Annotated in this window: 15 protein-coding genes; 9 read left to right on the plus strand and 6 right to left on the minus strand. The window is 69.8% G+C overall.

Annotated elements, in window-relative coordinates; translation table 11 throughout:
• Nucleotides 1-214: 214 nt before the first annotated feature.
• From NB3_RS28855 to NB3_RS28865, 3 genes are all read left to right on the plus strand, one after another.
• Entirely contained in the window at nucleotides 215-1,819 is a 1,605-nt protein-coding gene (locus tag NB3_RS28855; protein WP_067809622.1) for a carboxylesterase/lipase family protein, read from the plus strand.
• A gap of 416 nt (nucleotides 1,820-2,235) precedes the next feature.
• Nucleotides 2,236-2,487, plus strand: coding sequence for a S1 RNA-binding domain-containing protein (locus NB3_RS28860; RefSeq protein WP_067809623.1), 252 nt, complete (start codon nucleotides 2,236-2,238; stop codon nucleotides 2,485-2,487).
• Nucleotides 2,488-2,700: 213 nt separating this feature from the next.
• Nucleotides 2,701-3,387, plus strand: a complete 687-nt coding sequence (locus NB3_RS28865; RefSeq protein WP_067809624.1) for a PAS and ANTAR domain-containing protein — start codon at nucleotides 2,701-2,703, stop codon at nucleotides 3,385-3,387.
• A gap of 23 nt (nucleotides 3,388-3,410) precedes the next feature.
• On the opposite strand, the gene NB3_RS28870 is transcribed toward NB3_RS28865, so the two are convergent.
• Nucleotides 3,411-4,487, minus strand: a complete 1,077-nt coding sequence (locus NB3_RS28870) for a baeRF2 domain-containing protein (RefSeq protein WP_067809682.1) — start codon at nucleotides 4,485-4,487, stop codon at nucleotides 3,411-3,413.
• Nucleotides 4,488-5,185: 698 nt separating this feature from the next.
• Between NB3_RS28870 and NB3_RS35350 the strand changes: the two genes are divergently transcribed.
• On the plus strand, nucleotides 5,186-5,344 hold the full coding sequence (locus NB3_RS35350) for a hypothetical protein (RefSeq protein ID WP_157112068.1): 159 nt from the start codon (nucleotides 5,186-5,188) through the stop codon (nucleotides 5,342-5,344).
• Between the two features lie 480 nt (nucleotides 5,345-5,824).
• Nucleotides 5,825-8,584, plus strand: a complete 2,760-nt coding sequence (locus NB3_RS28875; RefSeq protein WP_157112069.1) for a type 1 periplasmic-binding domain-containing protein — start codon at nucleotides 5,825-5,827, stop codon at nucleotides 8,582-8,584.
• On the opposite strand, the gene NB3_RS28880 is transcribed toward NB3_RS28875, so the two are convergent.
• Nucleotides 8,563-10,038: an MFS transporter gene (locus NB3_RS28880; protein WP_067809626.1), complete on the minus strand. Its 1,476-nt coding sequence runs from the start codon at nucleotides 10,036-10,038 to the stop codon at nucleotides 8,563-8,565. The two genes, NB3_RS28875 and NB3_RS28880, sit on opposite strands and share 22 nt — an antisense overlap.
• A gap of 116 nt (nucleotides 10,039-10,154) precedes the next feature.
• Here NB3_RS28880 and NB3_RS28885 point away from each other — a divergent pair, with 116 nt between their 5' ends.
• Complete coding sequence (locus tag NB3_RS28885; RefSeq protein ID WP_067809627.1) at nucleotides 10,155-10,811, plus strand: EthD domain-containing protein; 657 nt, start codon at nucleotides 10,155-10,157, stop codon at nucleotides 10,809-10,811.
• A 5-nt stretch (nucleotides 10,812-10,816) separates the two neighbouring features.
• Here NB3_RS28885 and NB3_RS28890 read toward each other — a convergent pair whose 3' ends face one another.
• Nucleotides 10,817-11,692 carry a LysR family transcriptional regulator gene (locus NB3_RS28890; protein ID WP_067809629.1) on the minus strand — a complete coding sequence of 292 codons (876 nt, stop codon included), beginning with the start codon at nucleotides 11,690-11,692 and terminating at the stop codon, nucleotides 10,817-10,819.
• A gap of 71 nt (nucleotides 11,693-11,763) precedes the next feature.
• Here NB3_RS28890 and dapA point away from each other — a divergent pair, with 71 nt between their 5' ends.
• Together dapA and NB3_RS28900 are read left to right on the plus strand one after the other, a co-directional pair.
• Complete coding sequence (gene dapA, locus NB3_RS28895) at nucleotides 11,764-12,699, plus strand: 4-hydroxy-tetrahydrodipicolinate synthase (RefSeq protein WP_067809630.1); 936 nt, start codon at nucleotides 11,764-11,766, stop codon at nucleotides 12,697-12,699.
• Nucleotides 12,696-14,234 carry a DHA2 family efflux MFS transporter permease subunit gene (locus tag NB3_RS28900; RefSeq protein ID WP_067809632.1) on the plus strand — a complete coding sequence of 513 codons (1,539 nt, stop codon included), beginning with the start codon at nucleotides 12,696-12,698 and terminating at the stop codon, nucleotides 14,232-14,234. The genes dapA and NB3_RS28900 overlap by 4 nt, the downstream gene beginning before the upstream one ends.
• A 76-nt stretch (nucleotides 14,235-14,310) precedes the next feature.
• Here NB3_RS28900 and NB3_RS28905 read toward each other — a convergent pair whose 3' ends face one another.
• Nucleotides 14,311-15,129: an alpha/beta fold hydrolase gene (locus NB3_RS28905; RefSeq protein WP_067809635.1), complete on the minus strand. Its 819-nt coding sequence runs from the start codon at nucleotides 15,127-15,129 to the stop codon at nucleotides 14,311-14,313.
• 19 nt (nucleotides 15,130-15,148) lie between these two features.
• Nucleotides 15,149-15,661, minus strand: coding sequence for a TetR/AcrR family transcriptional regulator (locus NB3_RS28910; RefSeq protein WP_067809636.1), 513 nt, complete (start codon nucleotides 15,659-15,661; stop codon nucleotides 15,149-15,151).
• Between NB3_RS28910 and NB3_RS28915 the strand changes: the two genes are divergently transcribed.
• Entirely contained in the window at nucleotides 15,630-15,935 is a 306-nt protein-coding gene (locus NB3_RS28915; protein WP_174553257.1) for a hypothetical protein, read from the plus strand. The genes NB3_RS28910 and NB3_RS28915 overlap by 32 nt on opposite strands.
• Nucleotides 15,936-15,940: 5 nt before the next feature.
• Here the strand turns inward: NB3_RS28915 and NB3_RS28920 are convergent, their stop codons facing one another.
• Nucleotides 15,941-16,372, minus strand: coding sequence for a type II toxin-antitoxin system Rv0910 family toxin (locus NB3_RS28920; protein WP_067809684.1), 432 nt, complete (start codon nucleotides 16,370-16,372; stop codon nucleotides 15,941-15,943).
• Nucleotides 16,373-16,730 lie beyond the last annotated feature (358 nt).

Consider the following 16,730-nt stretch of genomic DNA (forward strand, 5'->3'; position numbering starts at 1 on the left):
GGATTCGAACGTCGAGTGGGTCGACGGGTGACGTAGGCGTGTGACCACCAGGTGAAGGTTCCAGCGGCGATTCGGCTCCTGCCGCGCGCGACCGGTCCACTCCGATTCGCGAGTGCACCGCGACGCCGAGCCGATCGATGCCGGCTACCGCGGAGGACGAGGCCGCCTGCCTCGCCGCCGACCGTAGCGCCCGCATCGGAGGTAGTGGACAGCCATGATTCGCTCGATCGCGCGAACCGCGACCGCTCTGACCGTCACCGCCGGTCTGTGGTTCGCGGGCGCTCCGGCGCCCGTGATCGCGTCGGCGCCGGAGGTGTTCGTGACCGGCGGCGCGATCTCCGGCCGCGTCGTCGATGACATCGTCGAGTACTTCGGCATCCCGTTCGCGGCGCCGACGGGAGGCGAAGCGCGATTCGCGCCGCCGCGCCCCGTATCGCCGTGGCCCGGCGTGCGCCCCGCCCGCGACCACGGGCCGCAGTGTCCGCAGACGGGATACCTGCCCGGCATACCATCGCTCGCGCCCACCGGCGAGGATTGCCTGACCATCGACATCTACGCGCCGGACGGCGCCGGCGCCCGTCCGCGGCCCATCATGGTCTTCCTGCACGGCGGCGGTTATCTCGACGGCTCCAACAGCGAATACGACGGGCCGACTCGGATGGCCGCCGACGGCGACGTCATCGTGGCCATCCCCAATTACCGTCTCGGACCGTTCGGCTTCCTGGCGCTCCCGGAACTGGCGGCCGAATCCGGCGGCGCCGTCGGAACGGTCGCCATCCAGGATCAGCAAGCCGCGCTGCGCTGGCTGCGGGACAACGCGCACGTCTTCGGCGGCGATCCGGACAATGTCACGATCTTCGGTGAGTCGGCAGGCGCCGTCAGCGTCTGCACCCATTTCGCCGCACCCGGCTCCGACGATCTGTTCGCCAAGGCGATCATCCAGAGCGGTCCCTGCGCGCAAGCGCCACTGGCGCCCGGCGATCGCGCCGACGCTTTCGCGCGCTCGCAGCGCTACGCGGACAGTGTCGGATGCGGCGACGCGGCAACCCGGCTGGCCTGCCTGCGCGCACTGCCCGTGGCGAAGCTCCTCGACTCGCCGATGGCCCGAGCCGAAGGCCACGATCCCGTCTGGTTTCCCGTCATCGACGGCGTCGTCATCACGCGGACGCTCGACGCGGGCTTGACCGGGGATGCCAGGAAGGCGCCGATTCTCACGGGGACGACGAGCGCGGAGGGTGGTCTGATGGTCGCCGAAACCGACTACGCCCGCGGCCACATTCCGGACGCGGCGAGCTACGAACGCTTCGTGCGCGAATCCTTCGGCGCCGACGCCGACCGAGTCCTGGCCCGGTACCCGGTCGATCGCTTCCCCTCACCGGCAGCCGCCCAGATCGTGGTGATCACCGACAGCGGGCTCGCCTGTCCCACGCTGTCCACCAGCCGAACGGCGCGCGACGCCGGACATCCGCTGTGGCAGTACGAATTCGATCAGGCGCCGCTCGGTGACGCCAATCCGGTGCTGCCCGGCGCGTTTCACTCCGCCGAGCTGTACTACCTGTTCACCAGATTCATGGGTGTGCCGGTTCCATGGACCGGTGCGTCCGCCGCTTTCGCCGCGCAGATGCAGCGCTGGTGGACCACCTTCGCCCACACCGGTGACCCGAATGCGCCGGGTTCACCCGAATGGCAGGCCTGGCCGGCGTCGACCGGGCACGGCCCCGATGGCTCCGCGCTGCTCATGCGGGCGACCGGCAGCGGCATGACGGACGATTTCGCCGCCAGGCACGACTGCGCGTTCTGGGCGGACATCGACCGCTGATCCCGGCGCGACACGGCTGCCGACCGGAACCGGCCCGGAATGCGCTGCACGCGACCGTTTCCCGCTGCGCGGGCACTGATGGATCGGGCGGCACGACACGACTCGTCACCGAAGACGAGATCGGCGAAGGTCATGTGCCCGACTGCCGCACCCGATCCCGCGGTCCGGTATGCGCGAGGGTCCGCTGACAGTGCGAAAACTGGCTGAGCACTGCGGATTTCGCTGTCGTTCCGCGCCCGATCTTGCCGCATCGCGTCACGCTGGGTTATGGTCTTCGCCATGACTGCCGGGTCGGCGACACGCCGCACACAGAACGGTTACCCGGCCGCGCTGTGATCATCCGGCGGGCCAGGGGCCCGCCCGCCTTCTCCGCGAATCCCATGCACTACAGGGACGCTGGAAGGAGGTGAGAACACATGTCCCATTCGGAATCGCCGCAGCGCGGATGGCCGGAGTTCGTCGCGGCACACGCTCGGGGCGGAGTCCTCGACGCCACCGTCGTGCAGATCGTGCCGTTCGGCGCGTTCCTGGAGGTCGCTCCGGGAATCCACGGGTTGCTGCACCGCACCGAGTGGTCGACCGAACCACAGGTCGGCGCCACTCTGACGGTGCGCATCCTCGATATCGATACCGAGAAACAGCGGGTCGCCTTGGCGCACGCTGAGTAAGGCTCGGCACGGGCGTGCCGGGGCAGACTCCACCTGCCCCGGCACGATCCCAAGACTATCCCGGGACGGCTCTCCCGCGCGCCGGGTAGCGGCGGCGGACGGGCCGGATCGGGTGGCGAGCGGAATAAGATGAGGGTGTCGCCGCGTGCGGGACATCCGCTTCGATCACCGGGATCCACGGTGCGACGCCGCAGGTAGGAGCATACTGACGCGATGAACGAATCGGGCGACCGAATCGTGGACACGGCCGAAGGCGCGGTAGCCCGGGTGGTCGGTGCCGGGACCCCACAGGCCACCGGAAGTTTCCGGTTCTGGTTCGCCGATCAGCGATGGGAGTGGTCGGACGAGGTCGCCGCGATGCACGGCTACGGGCCCGACACGGTGACGCCGACCACCGAGTTGCTGCTCGCGCACAAACACCCCGAGGACCGGGAGCATGTCGCCGAGGCCATCGAGAAGTCGGTGCGCAACGCCGAGCCGTTCTGCAGCCGTCATCGCATCATCGACACCGCGGGAACGACGCACCACGTGCTCGTGCTCGGCGACACCATGACCGACAAGAACGGCACCGTGGTCGGCACCGCGGGCTACTACGTCGACCTGACCGCCACCATCGCCGAGGAACGTCAGGACCTGCTCGACGACACGCTGCCGCGCCTGGTCGAAGCGCGCGCACGGATCGAGCAGGCCAAAGGCGTGCTGATGCGGGTCTACCGGATCAGCGCCGACCAGGCGTTCCACGTTCTGCAGTGGCGTTCGCAGGAGACCAACGTCAAGTTGCGCGACCTGGCCGCCCAGTTGATCGCCGAAATCGACCGCTTGCCCGCGGCCCCGCCGGGCGTGCAGACCGCTTTCGACCACATGCTGCTCACCTTGCACGAGCGCGTTCCGAAGTCGTGAGGGCGAGCGGCGCGCTTGTGCTCCTATCGGCCGCTCAGCACCGCGCCGACCCCGTCGCGCAGGGCGGCCACGGCCTCGACCAGCACGATGTCGGCCCCGATCGCCACAGCGGCGACCGGAAGGGCCTCGTCGGCGCGGCGCATTTCGCCGGCCGAGCCGTTCGTGGCCGGGCCGATCAGGGGGTTGGGCGGGGATCCGGCCAGCACCAGGCGGTCGCCGAGCGCCGCGCGGTCGAGCAGTAGCCGCTCCACGGTGGCGGCGCGCAGCGCGCTCGTGGTCGCCGCGAGCCCGGCCACGGCCAGGCCGTCCGGACGCTCGATCTCGGCGGCGAAGCGGTCGAGGACCCGGCGACGGCGCTGCGCCGCCACCCGGTGCAGGATCTGGCGGACTTCCGCGTCCAGCGCCGTGGGGTCCGAACCCGGTGTGAGCGTGCCGGATTCGGCGTCGACGACATCCCGGCCCTTCGCGTCGAACACCGCCCGCAGTTCGGCACGGGCCAGCGCTTCTCCGGCGAGCACGACGACTTCCGCGTGCACGATGTCGGCCAGCCGGGTCAGTTCGCCCGCGAACTCGCGGACGGTGCGCCGGGTCGTGTCCTCGATCCGCTGCCGGATCGTGCGGTGCGACCAGTCGTCGCGCCGTGGCTCGGCCACCGGATGACCCGCGCCGCGCAGGGCCTGCCGCTCCTCGCTGCCGTGGCCGTCTAGCGCGTACAGCTCCGAGCTCACCCGGCCGACGAGGGCGACGACATGCGGCACTTTCTCCGCCTGCGCCTCGATCAGCGGCAACAGGTAGGGCAGGGGAGACACCCGGACGGTCTCGCTCTCGGGCGGGCGCGGCAGACGTTCGTCGGCGAGCACCTCGGTCTCGTCGGCGATGAGCAGCCTGCCGCACCGTCCGAGCGCCGGCGGATGCAGTTCGATGGCCTGGGCGAGCAGCCGCCGGATGCGCGGCCGGGCTCCGCTGCGGTCCAGTTCGGCGTCGATCGAGCGCCAGTGCAGCTCGGTGTCGCGCGCCGCGTCTTCGGTGTCGTGGGAACTGTCGAAACAGACCGAGGCGAAGGGCCCGTGCTTACCGATGATCCGGCGGAGGTCGGCCATCGGTCTCACCCGAGTTCCCCGGCCGTGCGTGCCCGCGCCGATGGCCGCGGGCACTCCTCGGAGCGCTCCCGGTCCGTCGGCCTGCGCGCCCGGACGACTTCGCCGGGGGCGCCGACGGCTTCGGTTCGGTGAACCACAGTCGGCGGGTACCCGGGCGGGTGGAGCCGAATCAGCGGACGCGACTCCGGCGCTGGGTCACCGGGACCGGTTGCGAAGGATTTACGAAGCCTCCGCATGGCAGGTGTGGGGCACATTCGCGGCTCCGGCCGGAGCGACCAGAACCGCTGCGCGTCGCCTCGCGCGGGCGGCGCAGGCCGGCACGGCGAGCGCATCCGCAGCCGCGCGGACGGCGACGAGTAGGGCAGGTGTGTTTCACCACCCGGCGCTTTTTCGGTTTCGTGTAAGAAACCCGGTCGAACCCGCCATTTCCACTGTTCAACGCGGAAAAATGTAAACAAGCGACCGCTTGGTGTCCGGATCGTAAACCGAAAAGAGCGGTTTGTTACACCTGAGCTGTGGTAAGTGTTGGATGAGTCGGACCGACAGCGCGGTCGGCCGACAAAAGGGGCGAGGAACCCGCGCTGCTCGATGTTCAGCCGATTCGACGCGCTCTGCGCGAAACCACCGGCGCGCACGAACACGAGGGCTCTCCGCAAGCATGTGTACGGCAACGTGCACCAGCGCAGAGGAACGTCATCGTGAGCGAGAAACCCGAAGCGCCCGTCGCGGACGACGAAGAACGAGATCGGATCGTATGGCCCGACCCGAGCCCGCTGAGCGGCTGGTGGGCCGAAGTCATGGCGCATCGCCGGATCACCCGGCCGCACGCCTCGGCCGCCGACCCGCGGCACAACTGACCAGCCACAGGTTCGCCGGATCCGCCGCCACGTGTGGAGGCGTGCCATCGGTCCGGCCGCCGGCGTCCTGACACCTGCACCGCAATAGCGGGCGGTGAGCTGCGCTACGACTCGCGCCCGGAATACCGCTTCGGTAAGCGTTTTCCGCTACCGGTTGGAACACGCCGCGCGGACGCGGTGACGACAAATGTCTTCCATGGCGTGAACACGCGGTGAGCGGGTTCGCCGAATGGTGTGTGCACGCGGCATTCGCATTTCGCGGTGCGCGCAATCGAACACTCGCTCCGAGTTCCCGGAGGGTGACGACTCGCCCTATCCACGAACCGCACTAATTCCGGGGCCGGCCCGGCTCGCTCGCATGACCGACGTGCCGTTCGCGCCGCGGCGCCGGTTGTCGTTCTCGGCCAAGAGCCGTGAGGGGCAAGCCTTTTGGTGTCTGCTTCAATGGGTGTTCACATTCGCGGAGGACACGGGGGCGTCATGTCCGGCACCAGAGCTGTCTCCTTTCGGGGAGTCGATGTACTCGAAGATCTGCTTCGCTGGTTGGTGCGACGGCCGCCGCGCGGCGAGCGGATGCTGCCGATGGTGGGTCTGTGCGGCGATGTCACCAACGTCGAGGCATGCCTGGACATGTTCGGCGCGGCACTCGCGGGCGCGGTGCACGTGGCCGTCGACGTCGATGCCCTCGACCCGTTGCCCGAAGGCAGTTCCCTGGTCGAGGACACCACTGCGGGACTGACCGCGTTGCGCAGGCTGCTCTACAACCTCTGCAAGGGTCTGTCGGCCGACCGCTTCGGGCGATTGCGCCCGTTGCCGTTCCGGCGCTACCGGTTGGCCGAATGGTTGATGGCACGCAAGCTCAACTCCGACAACGAACTCGACGAGCTGGCGTCGCTGCTGCGCAGGGATTTCGGCCGATGGGGCGAGGAGTTGCTCGGCGAAGCCGAGGCCACGGTGGGCGTGGTGCAGCGCGTGGTGCTGGGACTGCTGCGCATCGTGCTGCCAACGGCGGTGTTCCGGGCGCGCACCGGCGGCCGCATTCCAGGCGTCGGACGGGAGTTCCGCTGGTTCATGCGCCAGCAGTATCTGGCGCCGGAACAGTCCAGTCAGTTCGTCGGATTCGCCCACCGCCTCACCGAGGGCGCCCGCCGTCACGAGCACGCCGAGCATCTGGCCAAGCTGCTGGTGCACGCTTTCCTCGAAGACCTGCGGGTGGCCTACCAGCGGCGCTGGTGGGGCATCGGCGCGGCACGGCGCACCACCTACCCGGTCGTGATCCTGCGCGCGCTCGACGGCGAGGCCGGCCTGCGGCTGCTGGATCTGATCAACGACGTCCGCAACGAAACCGGCAAGGACGATCCGCTGCTGGTGGTGGCGGGCACGCGGAGGCCCCCGACCGGCGTCACCGCGCGACCGGCCTCCCGGGGGCGGCGGTCGTACGAAATCTGGGTGGACGAGCTTCCCGTGGCGCGGCAGCGGCAACGGCCGCGTGCTTGGCAGCTGTGGTTCGAGGTGCCCGCGACCGGCTCGAACGACGACGAGCCCGACCCGTTCCGCCGTATCCGGCCGCCCGCCCCGCCGTGGTGGGCGCGACGGGCGTTGTCGGCGACCGTGGTGTGCCTGGTGGTCGTGCTTGCCGTCGCGGCCGCCGGATTCGCGACCTGGCGACCGTGGCGGCCCGGCACACCCGCATGCGGCGCGAGCGTGGCGGACCACTGGGTGCGCGTGGTCCGAGCCGTGGACGGCAATTGCGTCGGATTCAGCGCCTACGACCCGGACGACCCCGCTGCCGGGGGCCGTGGGTTCCTGTTCGCGAGCGACGAACCGGGCAGCCGTCGCCTGGTGGAAGTCCAGCGGCGGGTGTACAAGCAGAATCTGCTCGCCGAACAGCTGGCCGCGCGGCAGCCGACCCGCCCGCTGTTCACGCTGGTCTATTTCGGTCAGCTCACCGGCGTTCCCGGCGACTACCCGGCGCAGAGCGAGGACATCGAGGGCCTGGCGCTGGCGCAGTACAGCGCGCTCGAATCGGTCGCCCCGGGCGACGCCGTCACGCCCGACACGGTCCCGCTGATCCGGCTGCTGCTCGCGAACACCGGTCCGGCCAACCTGCACGGGCCGCAGGTCGTCGACCTGCTGACGCCGCTGATCCGCGCCGAACCCGGCATCGTCGGGGCGATCGGCCTCGATCAGAGCCGCACCGCGACGCTGAGCATGATCAACTCGCTGACCGGCCTCGGCCTTCCGATGGTGGCGCCGAGCCTGTCGGGCGACGAGATGGTGCGCTCATCGCCGCTGTACTTCCAGATCGCCCCGCCGAACCACGCGATCGCCGACATGATCGAGCAGTACCTGGACTCCGTGCCCGGGTTGACCGGGCGCGGCGTGCGGATCTACCACCGCCCCGACCCGACCGACCTCTACACCACGAACATGGCCGAGGACCTGCGCATCCTGGGCAGGAGCGGGAGGAAGATCTGGGAGGGTTCCTGGGATCAGCGCGAGGCCTTCACCGGGCAGGGCCACGGCGACGCGTGCGACGAGGTGCTGTTCTTCGCCGGACGCGATTCGGAGTTCCCCGACTTCCTGCAGAGCTTGAACAAGGCGTGCGGCGACAAGCGGGTGCTGTTGATCGCCGACGATTCGGTCAACCGGTTCATGGCCAGCGTGGATCGGCGCAGGGCGGCCAACAGTGCCCGTCCGCTGGTCTACGTGGCCAAAGCGAGCCTGGTGACCTGCCGCAACAAGGGGCAGGGATTGCGTAGCCGCGTCGAGTTCTACCACCTCGCCACGACCGTCGACCCGGACATCCCGAGCTGGAATGCCTGTGCCGAGACGGACAAACCGCTCGGCGAGCGCGTGCAGTTGCATCCGCTGGGGGAGCGGGTCGCGCTGACCTACGACGCCGTCGGATTGTTCGTGCGCGCCGTGCAAACGCTGGCCCCGGCCGCCTCCGGCGCGTGGACCGAGCCGATCCCGGTCAGCGCGGCGGCGGTGTGGGCGGCACTGCGCGATCTGCCCAGGCAGCCGGTGATCGAATCCAGCAGTGGCGTGCTGGACTTCTCGGTCAGCGAGGGCGCCCACGTGGGCCGGGTGGCGCACGAGAAGTGGGTCGGCCTGCTGAGTGTGGAGCAGATCTGGGACCCGTCGGCCGACACCGAGCCCGTGATGATCTACGGCTGCGGCCGGGCCACCGCCAATGACGATCCGCGGTGCCGTCCCTATCCGCTCGGCGGCGGCTGAGCGGCTTCGGCCTGCGCCCGCTCCGGCGTCGCGCTCAGTGGCTCGGCCAGTTCCTCCAGCGACCGCCCTTCGGCGCGCACCCCGTAGGCCAGTTCCACCAGACCGGCCGCGAACATGGCGAGCGCGCCGATGGTGAACGCCAGGGCCGTCTTTCCCGGCTCCCCGTCCGCGGTCAGCCCGGCGAACACCAACGGTCCCGCGACGCCGCCCGCGACGGTCCCGATCGCGTAGAAGAACGCGATGGCCATGGCGCGCGTCTCCATCGGGAAGATCTCGCTGACGGTCAGGTACGCCGCGCTGGCGCCGCACGACGCCACGAACAGCACCGCGGTCCAGCACGCGGTGAGCGTGGTCGCGGTCAGGTGGCCCGCAGCGAAAAGCCATGCGGTGCCGAGCAGGAGCACGGCCGAACCGAGATAGCTGCCCGCGATCATCGGCTTGCGCCCGATCGTGTCGAACAGCTTGCCCAGCAGGAGCGGTCCGAGGAAGTTGCCGAAACACAGGACCGCGAAGTAGTAGCCGACCCGGTCGTCCGGAATGCCGAACGATCTGGACAGGATGAGCGCGTAGTTGAAGGTGATGGCGTTGTAGAGGAACGCCTGACCGATGAACAGCGACAACCCGAGCACGGCGCGCTGCGGATAGCGTCGCACCAGCACCGCCGCGATCTCCCGGAACGAGATGGTCCGCCGCTGCCGGATCCGGATTCGCTGATCGGAGACGTCGGCGAGCCGTGCGCCCGTGTCGTCCCGGACGCGCGCTTCGATGGCGGTGACCGTGTGTTCGGCGTCGTCCTCGTGACCGTGGATGAACTGCCATCGCGGGCTCTCCGGCACGTGCCTGCGCACCAGCAGGATGATCAGGCCGAACACGGCGCCGAGCGCGAAGGTCAAGCGCCAGCCCACATTCGGCGGGAACAGCGCCGTGTTCAGCGCGACGATGGACAGCAGCGCGCCGCCGACCGCTCCGAGCCAATAGGTGCCGTTGATGACGATGTCGATGCGTCCGCGGTACTGCTTGGGGATCAGCTCGTCGATCGCGGAGTTGATCGCCGCGTATTCGCCGCCGATGCCGAAGCCGGTGAGGAAGCGGAACAGGACGAACCACCACATCGAGAACGACAGCGCCGTCATGGCGGTCGCGAAGAGGTAGACCGCGAGCGTGATCAAGAAGAGTTTCTTGCGGCCGAATCTGTCGGTCAGCCAACCGAAGAACAGGGCGCCCGAGCCCGCGCCCGCCACGTACATCGCCGCCGCGAGACCGGAAACCTGTGCGGCGGTGATGGTCAGGCCGCTGTCCGGTTCCGACAGCCGGGCGGCCACGCTGCCGACGACGGTCACTTCGAGCCCGTCGAGAATCCAGACGGACCCCAGTCCGATCACGATCATCCAATGCCACCGCGACCAGGGCAGCCGATCCAGCCTGGCCGGGATGTCGGTCGATATGGTCCGCACGGATCACCCACCTTCGCCGAGTCTGACGGTCGGATACCCCGAGCCCCGGCGGCCAACCGTGCCGGTGGGTTAGGCTCGGACCTCGAGTGAAACGTGTTCTAGAAAGTGACCTGCCGATGAAAAGCGTTTTCGCGCTGTGGGGCGTTGGCGACCTGCTCGCGGCGGACTTCGCGCCGCTGGCGGCCGTGGCCGCCGCGGTGCAGGCGAACATCTCCGACGCGGCGGTCCAGACCGCGATGCTGCGCATCACCACGTTCGACGCGCCCGTGCAGGCGGTCGTCAGCGTGTGGTGGGCGGATGCGCCGCGGGCGGAGGTCGCCACGCGGGTGCTCGGCGCCGTGGCCGAGAAGGTGGAAGGCTGGCACGTCGAGGAGGCGACGCCGATTCCGCCGCCGGTCACCGCCGCGCTCGAGCGTGCTCCCGGCCTGTCGAACATCGCCTTCCTGCGCAAGCCGGACGACCTGTCGCACGCCGAGTGGCTGGATCGCTGGCGCACCCACCACACCGCCGTCGCCATCGAGACCCAGGCGACCTTCGGCTATGTACAGAACGTCGTGACCGGGCCCGCGACGGCCGGTGCGCCCGACATCGTCGGCATCGTGGAGGAGTTGTTTCCCCTCGAGGCGCTCACCGATCCGCACGCGTTCTACGGCAGCGGCGGTGACGGGGCGGAACTGGCCCGCCGCATCGAGCGGCTGATGAGCAGCGTCGCGACCTTCGGCGGCGACCGGAACCTGGACGTCGTGCCCACCAGCCGGTATCGGTTGCGCTGAGCGGTTCAGCGGCCGCGGCGTCCCGCCGATTCGCGCAGCGCGCGGCGTGCGGCGCGCACCGCGGGATGCTCGCCGGCGCCGCGCCGGTAGGCGAGGTGGGTGCGCCGTCGCATCGGCAGCGCACCGAGCGTGACGCCCGGCGGGCAGTCCCGCGTTCCGAATTCCGGGACCAGCGCGACGCCCTGACCCGCGGCCACCAGCGCCAGGACCGTGCCGAAGTCGTCGGCGTGATGCCGGATCCTGGGCGTGAAGCCCGCCGCCTCGCAGGCGCGCACGGTCATCGTGTGGCACAGCGTGCCGGGAGTGCTTGCGATCCAAGGGCTTTCGCGGTGTTCGGCGAGCGGTCGCGGCGTGCGCGCGGCGAGATGGACGATCTCCTCGAACAGCGGCTCGCTGTCCAAGGCGGGATCGGCGGGGACCGGCGCGTAGTCGTATTCCTGGATCAGCGCGACGTCCAGGGTCTCGGCGCGCAGCGCGTCGGGCGCCAGCGCCGGATCCAGCTCCGTCACCCGCAATTCCAGCCGGGGATGCGCACTGCTCAGCGCGACGAGCGCGGGGGAGAGGATGGTCCGCACCGCGGTGGGAAACGCGCCGATGCGCAGGATTCCGGTGAGTTCGCAGCGGATCGCGGCGAGTTCGGCGGTGGCCTGCTCGAGCTCCGCGAGTATCCGTTCGGTGTGCTCGACGAGGGCGACGGCCGCCGGCGTCAGCGTGACCCGCCTGCCGGTTCGCGTCAACAGGGGCACGCCCGCTTCCCGCTCCAGCGCGGCGAGTTGCTGGGAGACCGCCGAGGGGGTGTAGGCGAGGGCCTCGGCGACCGCGGCGATGGTTTCGCGGTGCGACAGTTCCCGCAGCAGGCGTAGCTTCCGGACGTCGAGCATAAGTTGACCTTATGGTCTGCGTCAGAAACGTGAACTGGATCTGATGGATTCGAGCGGCCAGGCTGATCGTCATGACGCTCGCAGGTCTCTTCGTTCCCTTGGTCAGCCCGTTCACCGCCGACGGCGCGCTCGCCGCCGACGCGCTCGAGCGGCTCGCGCACGAGGTGCTCGACGACGGCGCGACCGGCCTCGTCGCGCTCGGCACCACCGGGGAACCGGCCACCCTGACCGCCGCCGAGCGGGCGGAGGTGATCGCCGTCTGCGCGCGTGTGTGCCGCGAACGCGACGCGCCGCTGATCGTCGGCGCCGGATCGAACGCGACGGCCGCTTCCGTCGAGGCCATGGCCGGTCTCGATCCGGGCAGCACCGCGGCGCTGACGGTGGTCCCGTACTACACGCGGCCTTCCGAGGCGGGCGTGCTCGCGCATTTCCGCGCACTCGCGGCCGCCTCTCCGGTGCCGCTGATCGTCTACCACATCCCCTACCGGACCGGACTCGCCCTGAGCGTCGATACCCTTCTGGCGCTGGCCGATCTGCCCGGCGTCATCGGCCTGAAGCATGCTGTCGGCGCCGTCGACGACGCCACGGTCGCGCTGATGGCCGCCCGGCCGGACGACTTCGCCGTGCTGGCCGGTGACGACCTGTTCGCCGCGCCGTTGCTGGCCCTCGGCGCGTCCGGGGCGATCGCCGCTTCGGCCGCGGTGCGCACCTCGTCGTTCGCGGCGATGGTCGAGGCGTGGCGCTCCGGACCGGTCGGCGTGGCGCGGTCGCTCGGTCACCGGCTGGCGGTATTGTCGGCCGCGCTGTTCGCCGAACCCAATCCGGCGGTGATCAAAGCGGTGCTCGCGGCGCAGGGGCGCATTCCGAGTCCTGCGGTACGGTTGCCGTTGCTGCCCGCGAGCGCCGCCGCGACGCGGGACGCGTTGTCCGCGCTGGCGGAATTTCCGGCATCGGGAACCCGTAATCACTGGTATTGCGGCCGCGAAGGTGCCACGCTTAAGCGGTGACACAACCTCCGGATACCCAGGCGGCTGGGCCCGACCCGGCGACCGACAAACTCGACGCGGCCGTCTTCAAGGTCGCGAGCGTCGTGGTGCTCGGCGCGATCATGTCGATTCTCGACATCACCGTCGTCAGCGTCGCGATCCCCACCTTCCAGCGCGAGTTCGACACGAGCTACGCCATCGCGGCGTGGACGATGACCGGGTACACGCTGGCGCTGGCCACCGTGATCCCGCTGACCGGATGGGCGGCCGACCGCTTCGGCACCAAGCGGCTGTACATCATGGCGCTGACCTTCTTCGTACTCGGCTCCCTGCTGTGCAGCACGGCGTGGAACATCGAGTCGCTGATCGCCTTCCGCGTGATCCAGGGCCTCGGCGGCGGCATGCTGATGCCGCTGGGCATGACGATCATGACCCACGCGGCCGGTCCGCAGCGGGTCGGGCGGGTGATGGCGGTGCTCGGCGTGCCGATGCTGCTCGGCCCGATCGGCGGCCCCATCCTGGGCGGCTGGCTGATCGAGAACTTCAGCTGGCACTGGATCTTCCTGATCAACCTGCCGATCGGCGTGATCGCCCTGACGCTGGCGTTCATCGTGCTGCCCGGCGACAAGCCGGAGCCGTCGGAGTCGTTCGACTTCATCGGCATGCTGCTGGCCTCACCAGGCTTGGCGCTGTTCCTGTTCGGCGTCTCCTCCATCCCCGAGCAGGGCACCGTGCTCGCGGCGCGGGTACTGATCCCGGCCGCGATCGGCGCGCTGCTGATGGGCGCGTTCGTGTTCCACGCGCTGCGCACCGAGCACCCGCTGATCGATCTGCACCTGTTCCGCAACCGCGCGCTCACCTTCGCGGTGCTCACGATGGTGCTGTTCGCCGTGGCGTTCTTCGGAGCGGGCCTGCTGCTGCCGACCTACCTGCAACAGGTGCGCGGTGAGTCGGCGCTGCACGCCGGCCTGCTGATCGCTCCGCAGGGCATCGGCGCGATGCTGAGCATGCCGATCGCGGGCCGCTTGGTGGACAAGATCGGCCCTGGCAAGATCGTGATGGTCGGTATCACGCTGATCTCGATCGGGACGGCCTACTTCGTCCAGCTCGACGCGGACAGCTCGTATCTCCCCATGATCGGCGCCCTGTTCGTGATGGGCCTCGGCATGGGCTGCACCATGATGCCGATCATGACCGCGGCGATCCAGACCCTGACCCACCAGCAGGTGGCGCGCGGGTCGACGCTGATGAACATCGTCAACCAGACCGCGGGCTCCATCGGCACGGCGACGATGTCGGTGGTGCTGACCAACCTGCTGAACAACCAGCCGCTGGCCCGCCCCGCGATCGCGGCGAACTTCGATCCGAGTCTGGCGGCCCAGCTTCCGCCGGGAGCCGTCGAAACCGGTTTGCAGCAGGCCGCCGAAGCGTTCAGCCACACCTACGTGGTGGCGCTGGTGCTGATCGTGCTCACCTTGATCCCGGCGTCGTTCCTGCCGCGCACGAAGCCGAAGGACCCGCAGGCGACCGACGCGGCGACGGTGGTGCACGCCTAGCGGTACTCGTCCCGGGATCGCCTACCGGTCCCGGGACCTCACCGCCGTAGGGGCCGGGCGGATGCCGCCGCGGCCCCTATTGCTCGCCGTGGGCAGAACCTGCGGCGGGCCGAGGCCGCGCCCCGTCGAGGAACGCCAGCACGGCCGGGCTCGCCACCGAGCGGAACTCGTCGAAGTACGCGTGCCGCGCGCCATCGATCAGCTGCAGTCGCGCGCCGGGGATGCGTTCGACCAGCAGCGGAGCGTTCGCGGCGGGATTGAAGCGGTCCTCGGTGCCGTGCATCACCAGAGTCGGAACGCGGATGTCCGGCAGCGCATCCCACGCGTCGTGCTTGTTGCTCGCGTAGAGGTGTCTGCGCTTCGCATAGGCGGGCATCCCCGGGTCACCGAGGGTGTTGTAGGGGCCGGACGTGCTCGCCAGCCAGGCCGGGGTGTACATCAATTCCAGCAGGGCCCCTCGTGCGGCCGCCGGGTCGCGCTGCGCGAGCGCCCTCCTGACTTCCGGACCGCGTTCGAAAGCATGCTTCCCGCCCGGGGAGGTGCAGCCGAGCACGAGGGTGTGGACTCGACCCGGATGGCGGACGGCCAGCCACTGGGCCACCCGCCCGCCCATGGATGTGCCGTAGACAGCGGCCTGCTGTACGCCCAAGTCGTCGAGGACGGCGACCACGTCGTCGGCGAATCCCTCGGTGCTGTAGACCTCGTCGGGTTTGTCGCTGTAGCCGGTGCCGCGCCAGTCGAGCGTGATGGTGCGGTGCCCGGTCTCGAAGTCCGCGCGGATACCGTCCCACCAGTGGTGGGTGTTGGCCTGACCGGCGAGCAGAACCAGCGGGCTGCCCACGCCCGCCACTTGATAGGCGAGGCGAACCCCGTCGGCCGCGGTCGCGTAGGGCACCTGTGCGTGATCCTTTCGTTCAGCGATCGCTGCGAAGCCCGTCGAAGACGATCTCCAGTCCGCGCCGCCACGACGGCGACCCGGTGGTCTCGCCGAGCAACGACAGCGCCCAGACCAAGTTGACGACATCCTCGTCAGTCGCGTCGGCGCGTAGCGCGCCCGCGTCCCGGACGCGCGCCAGCACCGCCGACAGCTGCGACATCCCGCGATGGCAGGCCTCCGCCAGTTGGACTGCCGCCGGATGATCCCCGGTGAACGCCTCGAGCAATCCGCGATCGGCGGTGAGCCTGCCGAGCAGATCTGCCACGAATCCGGTGAACGCCGTCCACGCGTCCGGTTCGGCCGCCGCGCGGGAGGCGATCTCGTCCACCGCCGCCAGCCGGGGCGGCAGGAGGGCATCGATCAGGGTGTCGCGGGTGGGGAAGTGGTTGTACAGCGTCCCGATGCTGACGCCTGCACGCCGCGCGATCTCCTCCAGCGAGCCGTCGAGGCCCTGCTCGGTGAACACCTCGGCCGCCGCGCGCTTGCCCATGCTCGGCCACCTCGCCCTCGCGGCCGCCGCGCTGCGGAACTACGCGCTCACTCTCAACGCGGCGCTGGCCGAACGCGGGCTCTACGCGGGCACGCTCACCATCGGCGGTCTGGTCGAGCGGGGGGACATCCACGCGATGGTCTCCGCCGACCCGGCGCGCTTCGGCGGCACGGAAGGCCACACTCTCGATCCGGACGAGTTGGCCGAGACCGCGTGGGGCATGTACCGCGCCCGCGACCGTGCCGAAGCGATCTTCGACGTCTTCGGTGGGTGACGAGTTCAGCCGTACAGGGCGATGAAGCGGTCCAGGGAGCGTTCGATATCGCCCTTGACGGCACGGGCCACACCGGATCCGATCGGACCGAACAGCGGTGCGCCGCCGAGTTCGATGTCGACGGTGACCTCCGAACCGGAGCCCTTCGGGGCGACGAGCAGCTGCAATCCCAGCTTGGTCCCGCCTTTGCCCGCGCCGGTCAGTTGCAGGCGGCGCGGCGGCTCGGCGGCGCGCACGGTCCAGGTGACCCGGTTGCGCAGGCCCTTCACCGAGGCGATGCCGACCAGTTGCGTGCCGACGGTCAGTTCGGCGGGAACCTCGCCGCGCCAGGCTTCGTGCATGGTCAGCCACTTGTCGAGTTCGGCCAGGTTGGAGGTGTGCGTCCAGGCCTCCTCCGGCGAGATCGGAACGTCGACCGAGACCTTCAGCTTTGCCATGGGCGCATGGTATCCGGCCCCGGCGGCCGGACCCGTCGTGAGGGCGGCCGAGCCCGGCGGTCTCCGGGAGCGGGACTTCGCGACCTCGAATTCGGACACCCGCCAATACATTTGTTGACGCGTCAGTGAATGCGTCTTCCTCCGGTTCGGCCCGGCCGCCGACGTCACCGGAGGGCACGCCGCCACGGCCGCTTCCGGCGCGCGGGCCCGTACCCAGGACGAATGGCGCACGGGTCGCGCGACAGCCCAACATTATTGCGCGGCTATGTCGCGATCCGCGGCACCAATCGTCCCAGTTCCGGGAATCCGGAATGTGTCGATGGGATCGGCAGAGACTTCGTTGGAATGCTGCTAATGT

Origin of the sequence: Nocardia beijingensis NBRC 16342, assembly GCF_001612785.1 — a bacterium.
Taxonomy (GTDB): Bacteria; Actinomycetota; Actinomycetes; order Mycobacteriales; family Mycobacteriaceae; genus Nocardia; species Nocardia beijingensis.

Coding starts and splice junctions, on each gene's coding strand:
- NB3_RS28870 (WP_067809682.1), bottom strand. CDS start 4,487: ATGGCCGACCTCCGCCGGATCATCGGTAAGCACGGGCCCTTCGCCTCG.
- dapA (WP_067809630.1), top strand. CDS start 11,764: ATGACGCTCGCAGGTCTCTTCGTTCCCTTGGTCAGCCCGTTCACCGCC.
- NB3_RS28920 (WP_067809684.1), bottom strand. CDS start 16,372: ATGGCAAAGCTGAAGGTCTCGGTCGACGTTCCGATCTCGCCGGAGGAG.
- NB3_RS28910 (WP_067809636.1), bottom strand. CDS start 15,661: ATGGGCAAGCGCGCGGCGGCCGAGGTGTTCACCGAGCAGGGCCTCGAC.
- NB3_RS28890 (WP_067809629.1), bottom strand. CDS start 11,692: ATGCTCGACGTCCGGAAGCTACGCCTGCTGCGGGAACTGTCGCACCGC.
- NB3_RS28875 (WP_157112069.1), top strand. CDS start 5,825: ATGTCCGGCACCAGAGCTGTCTCCTTTCGGGGAGTCGATGTACTCGAA.
- NB3_RS28865 (WP_067809624.1), top strand. CDS start 2,701: ATGAACGAATCGGGCGACCGAATCGTGGACACGGCCGAAGGCGCGGTA.
- NB3_RS28885 (WP_067809627.1), top strand. CDS start 10,155: ATGAAAAGCGTTTTCGCGCTGTGGGGCGTTGGCGACCTGCTCGCGGCG.
- NB3_RS28860 (WP_067809623.1), top strand. CDS start 2,236: ATGTCCCATTCGGAATCGCCGCAGCGCGGATGGCCGGAGTTCGTCGCG.
- NB3_RS28855 (WP_067809622.1), top strand. CDS start 215: ATGATTCGCTCGATCGCGCGAACCGCGACCGCTCTGACCGTCACCGCC.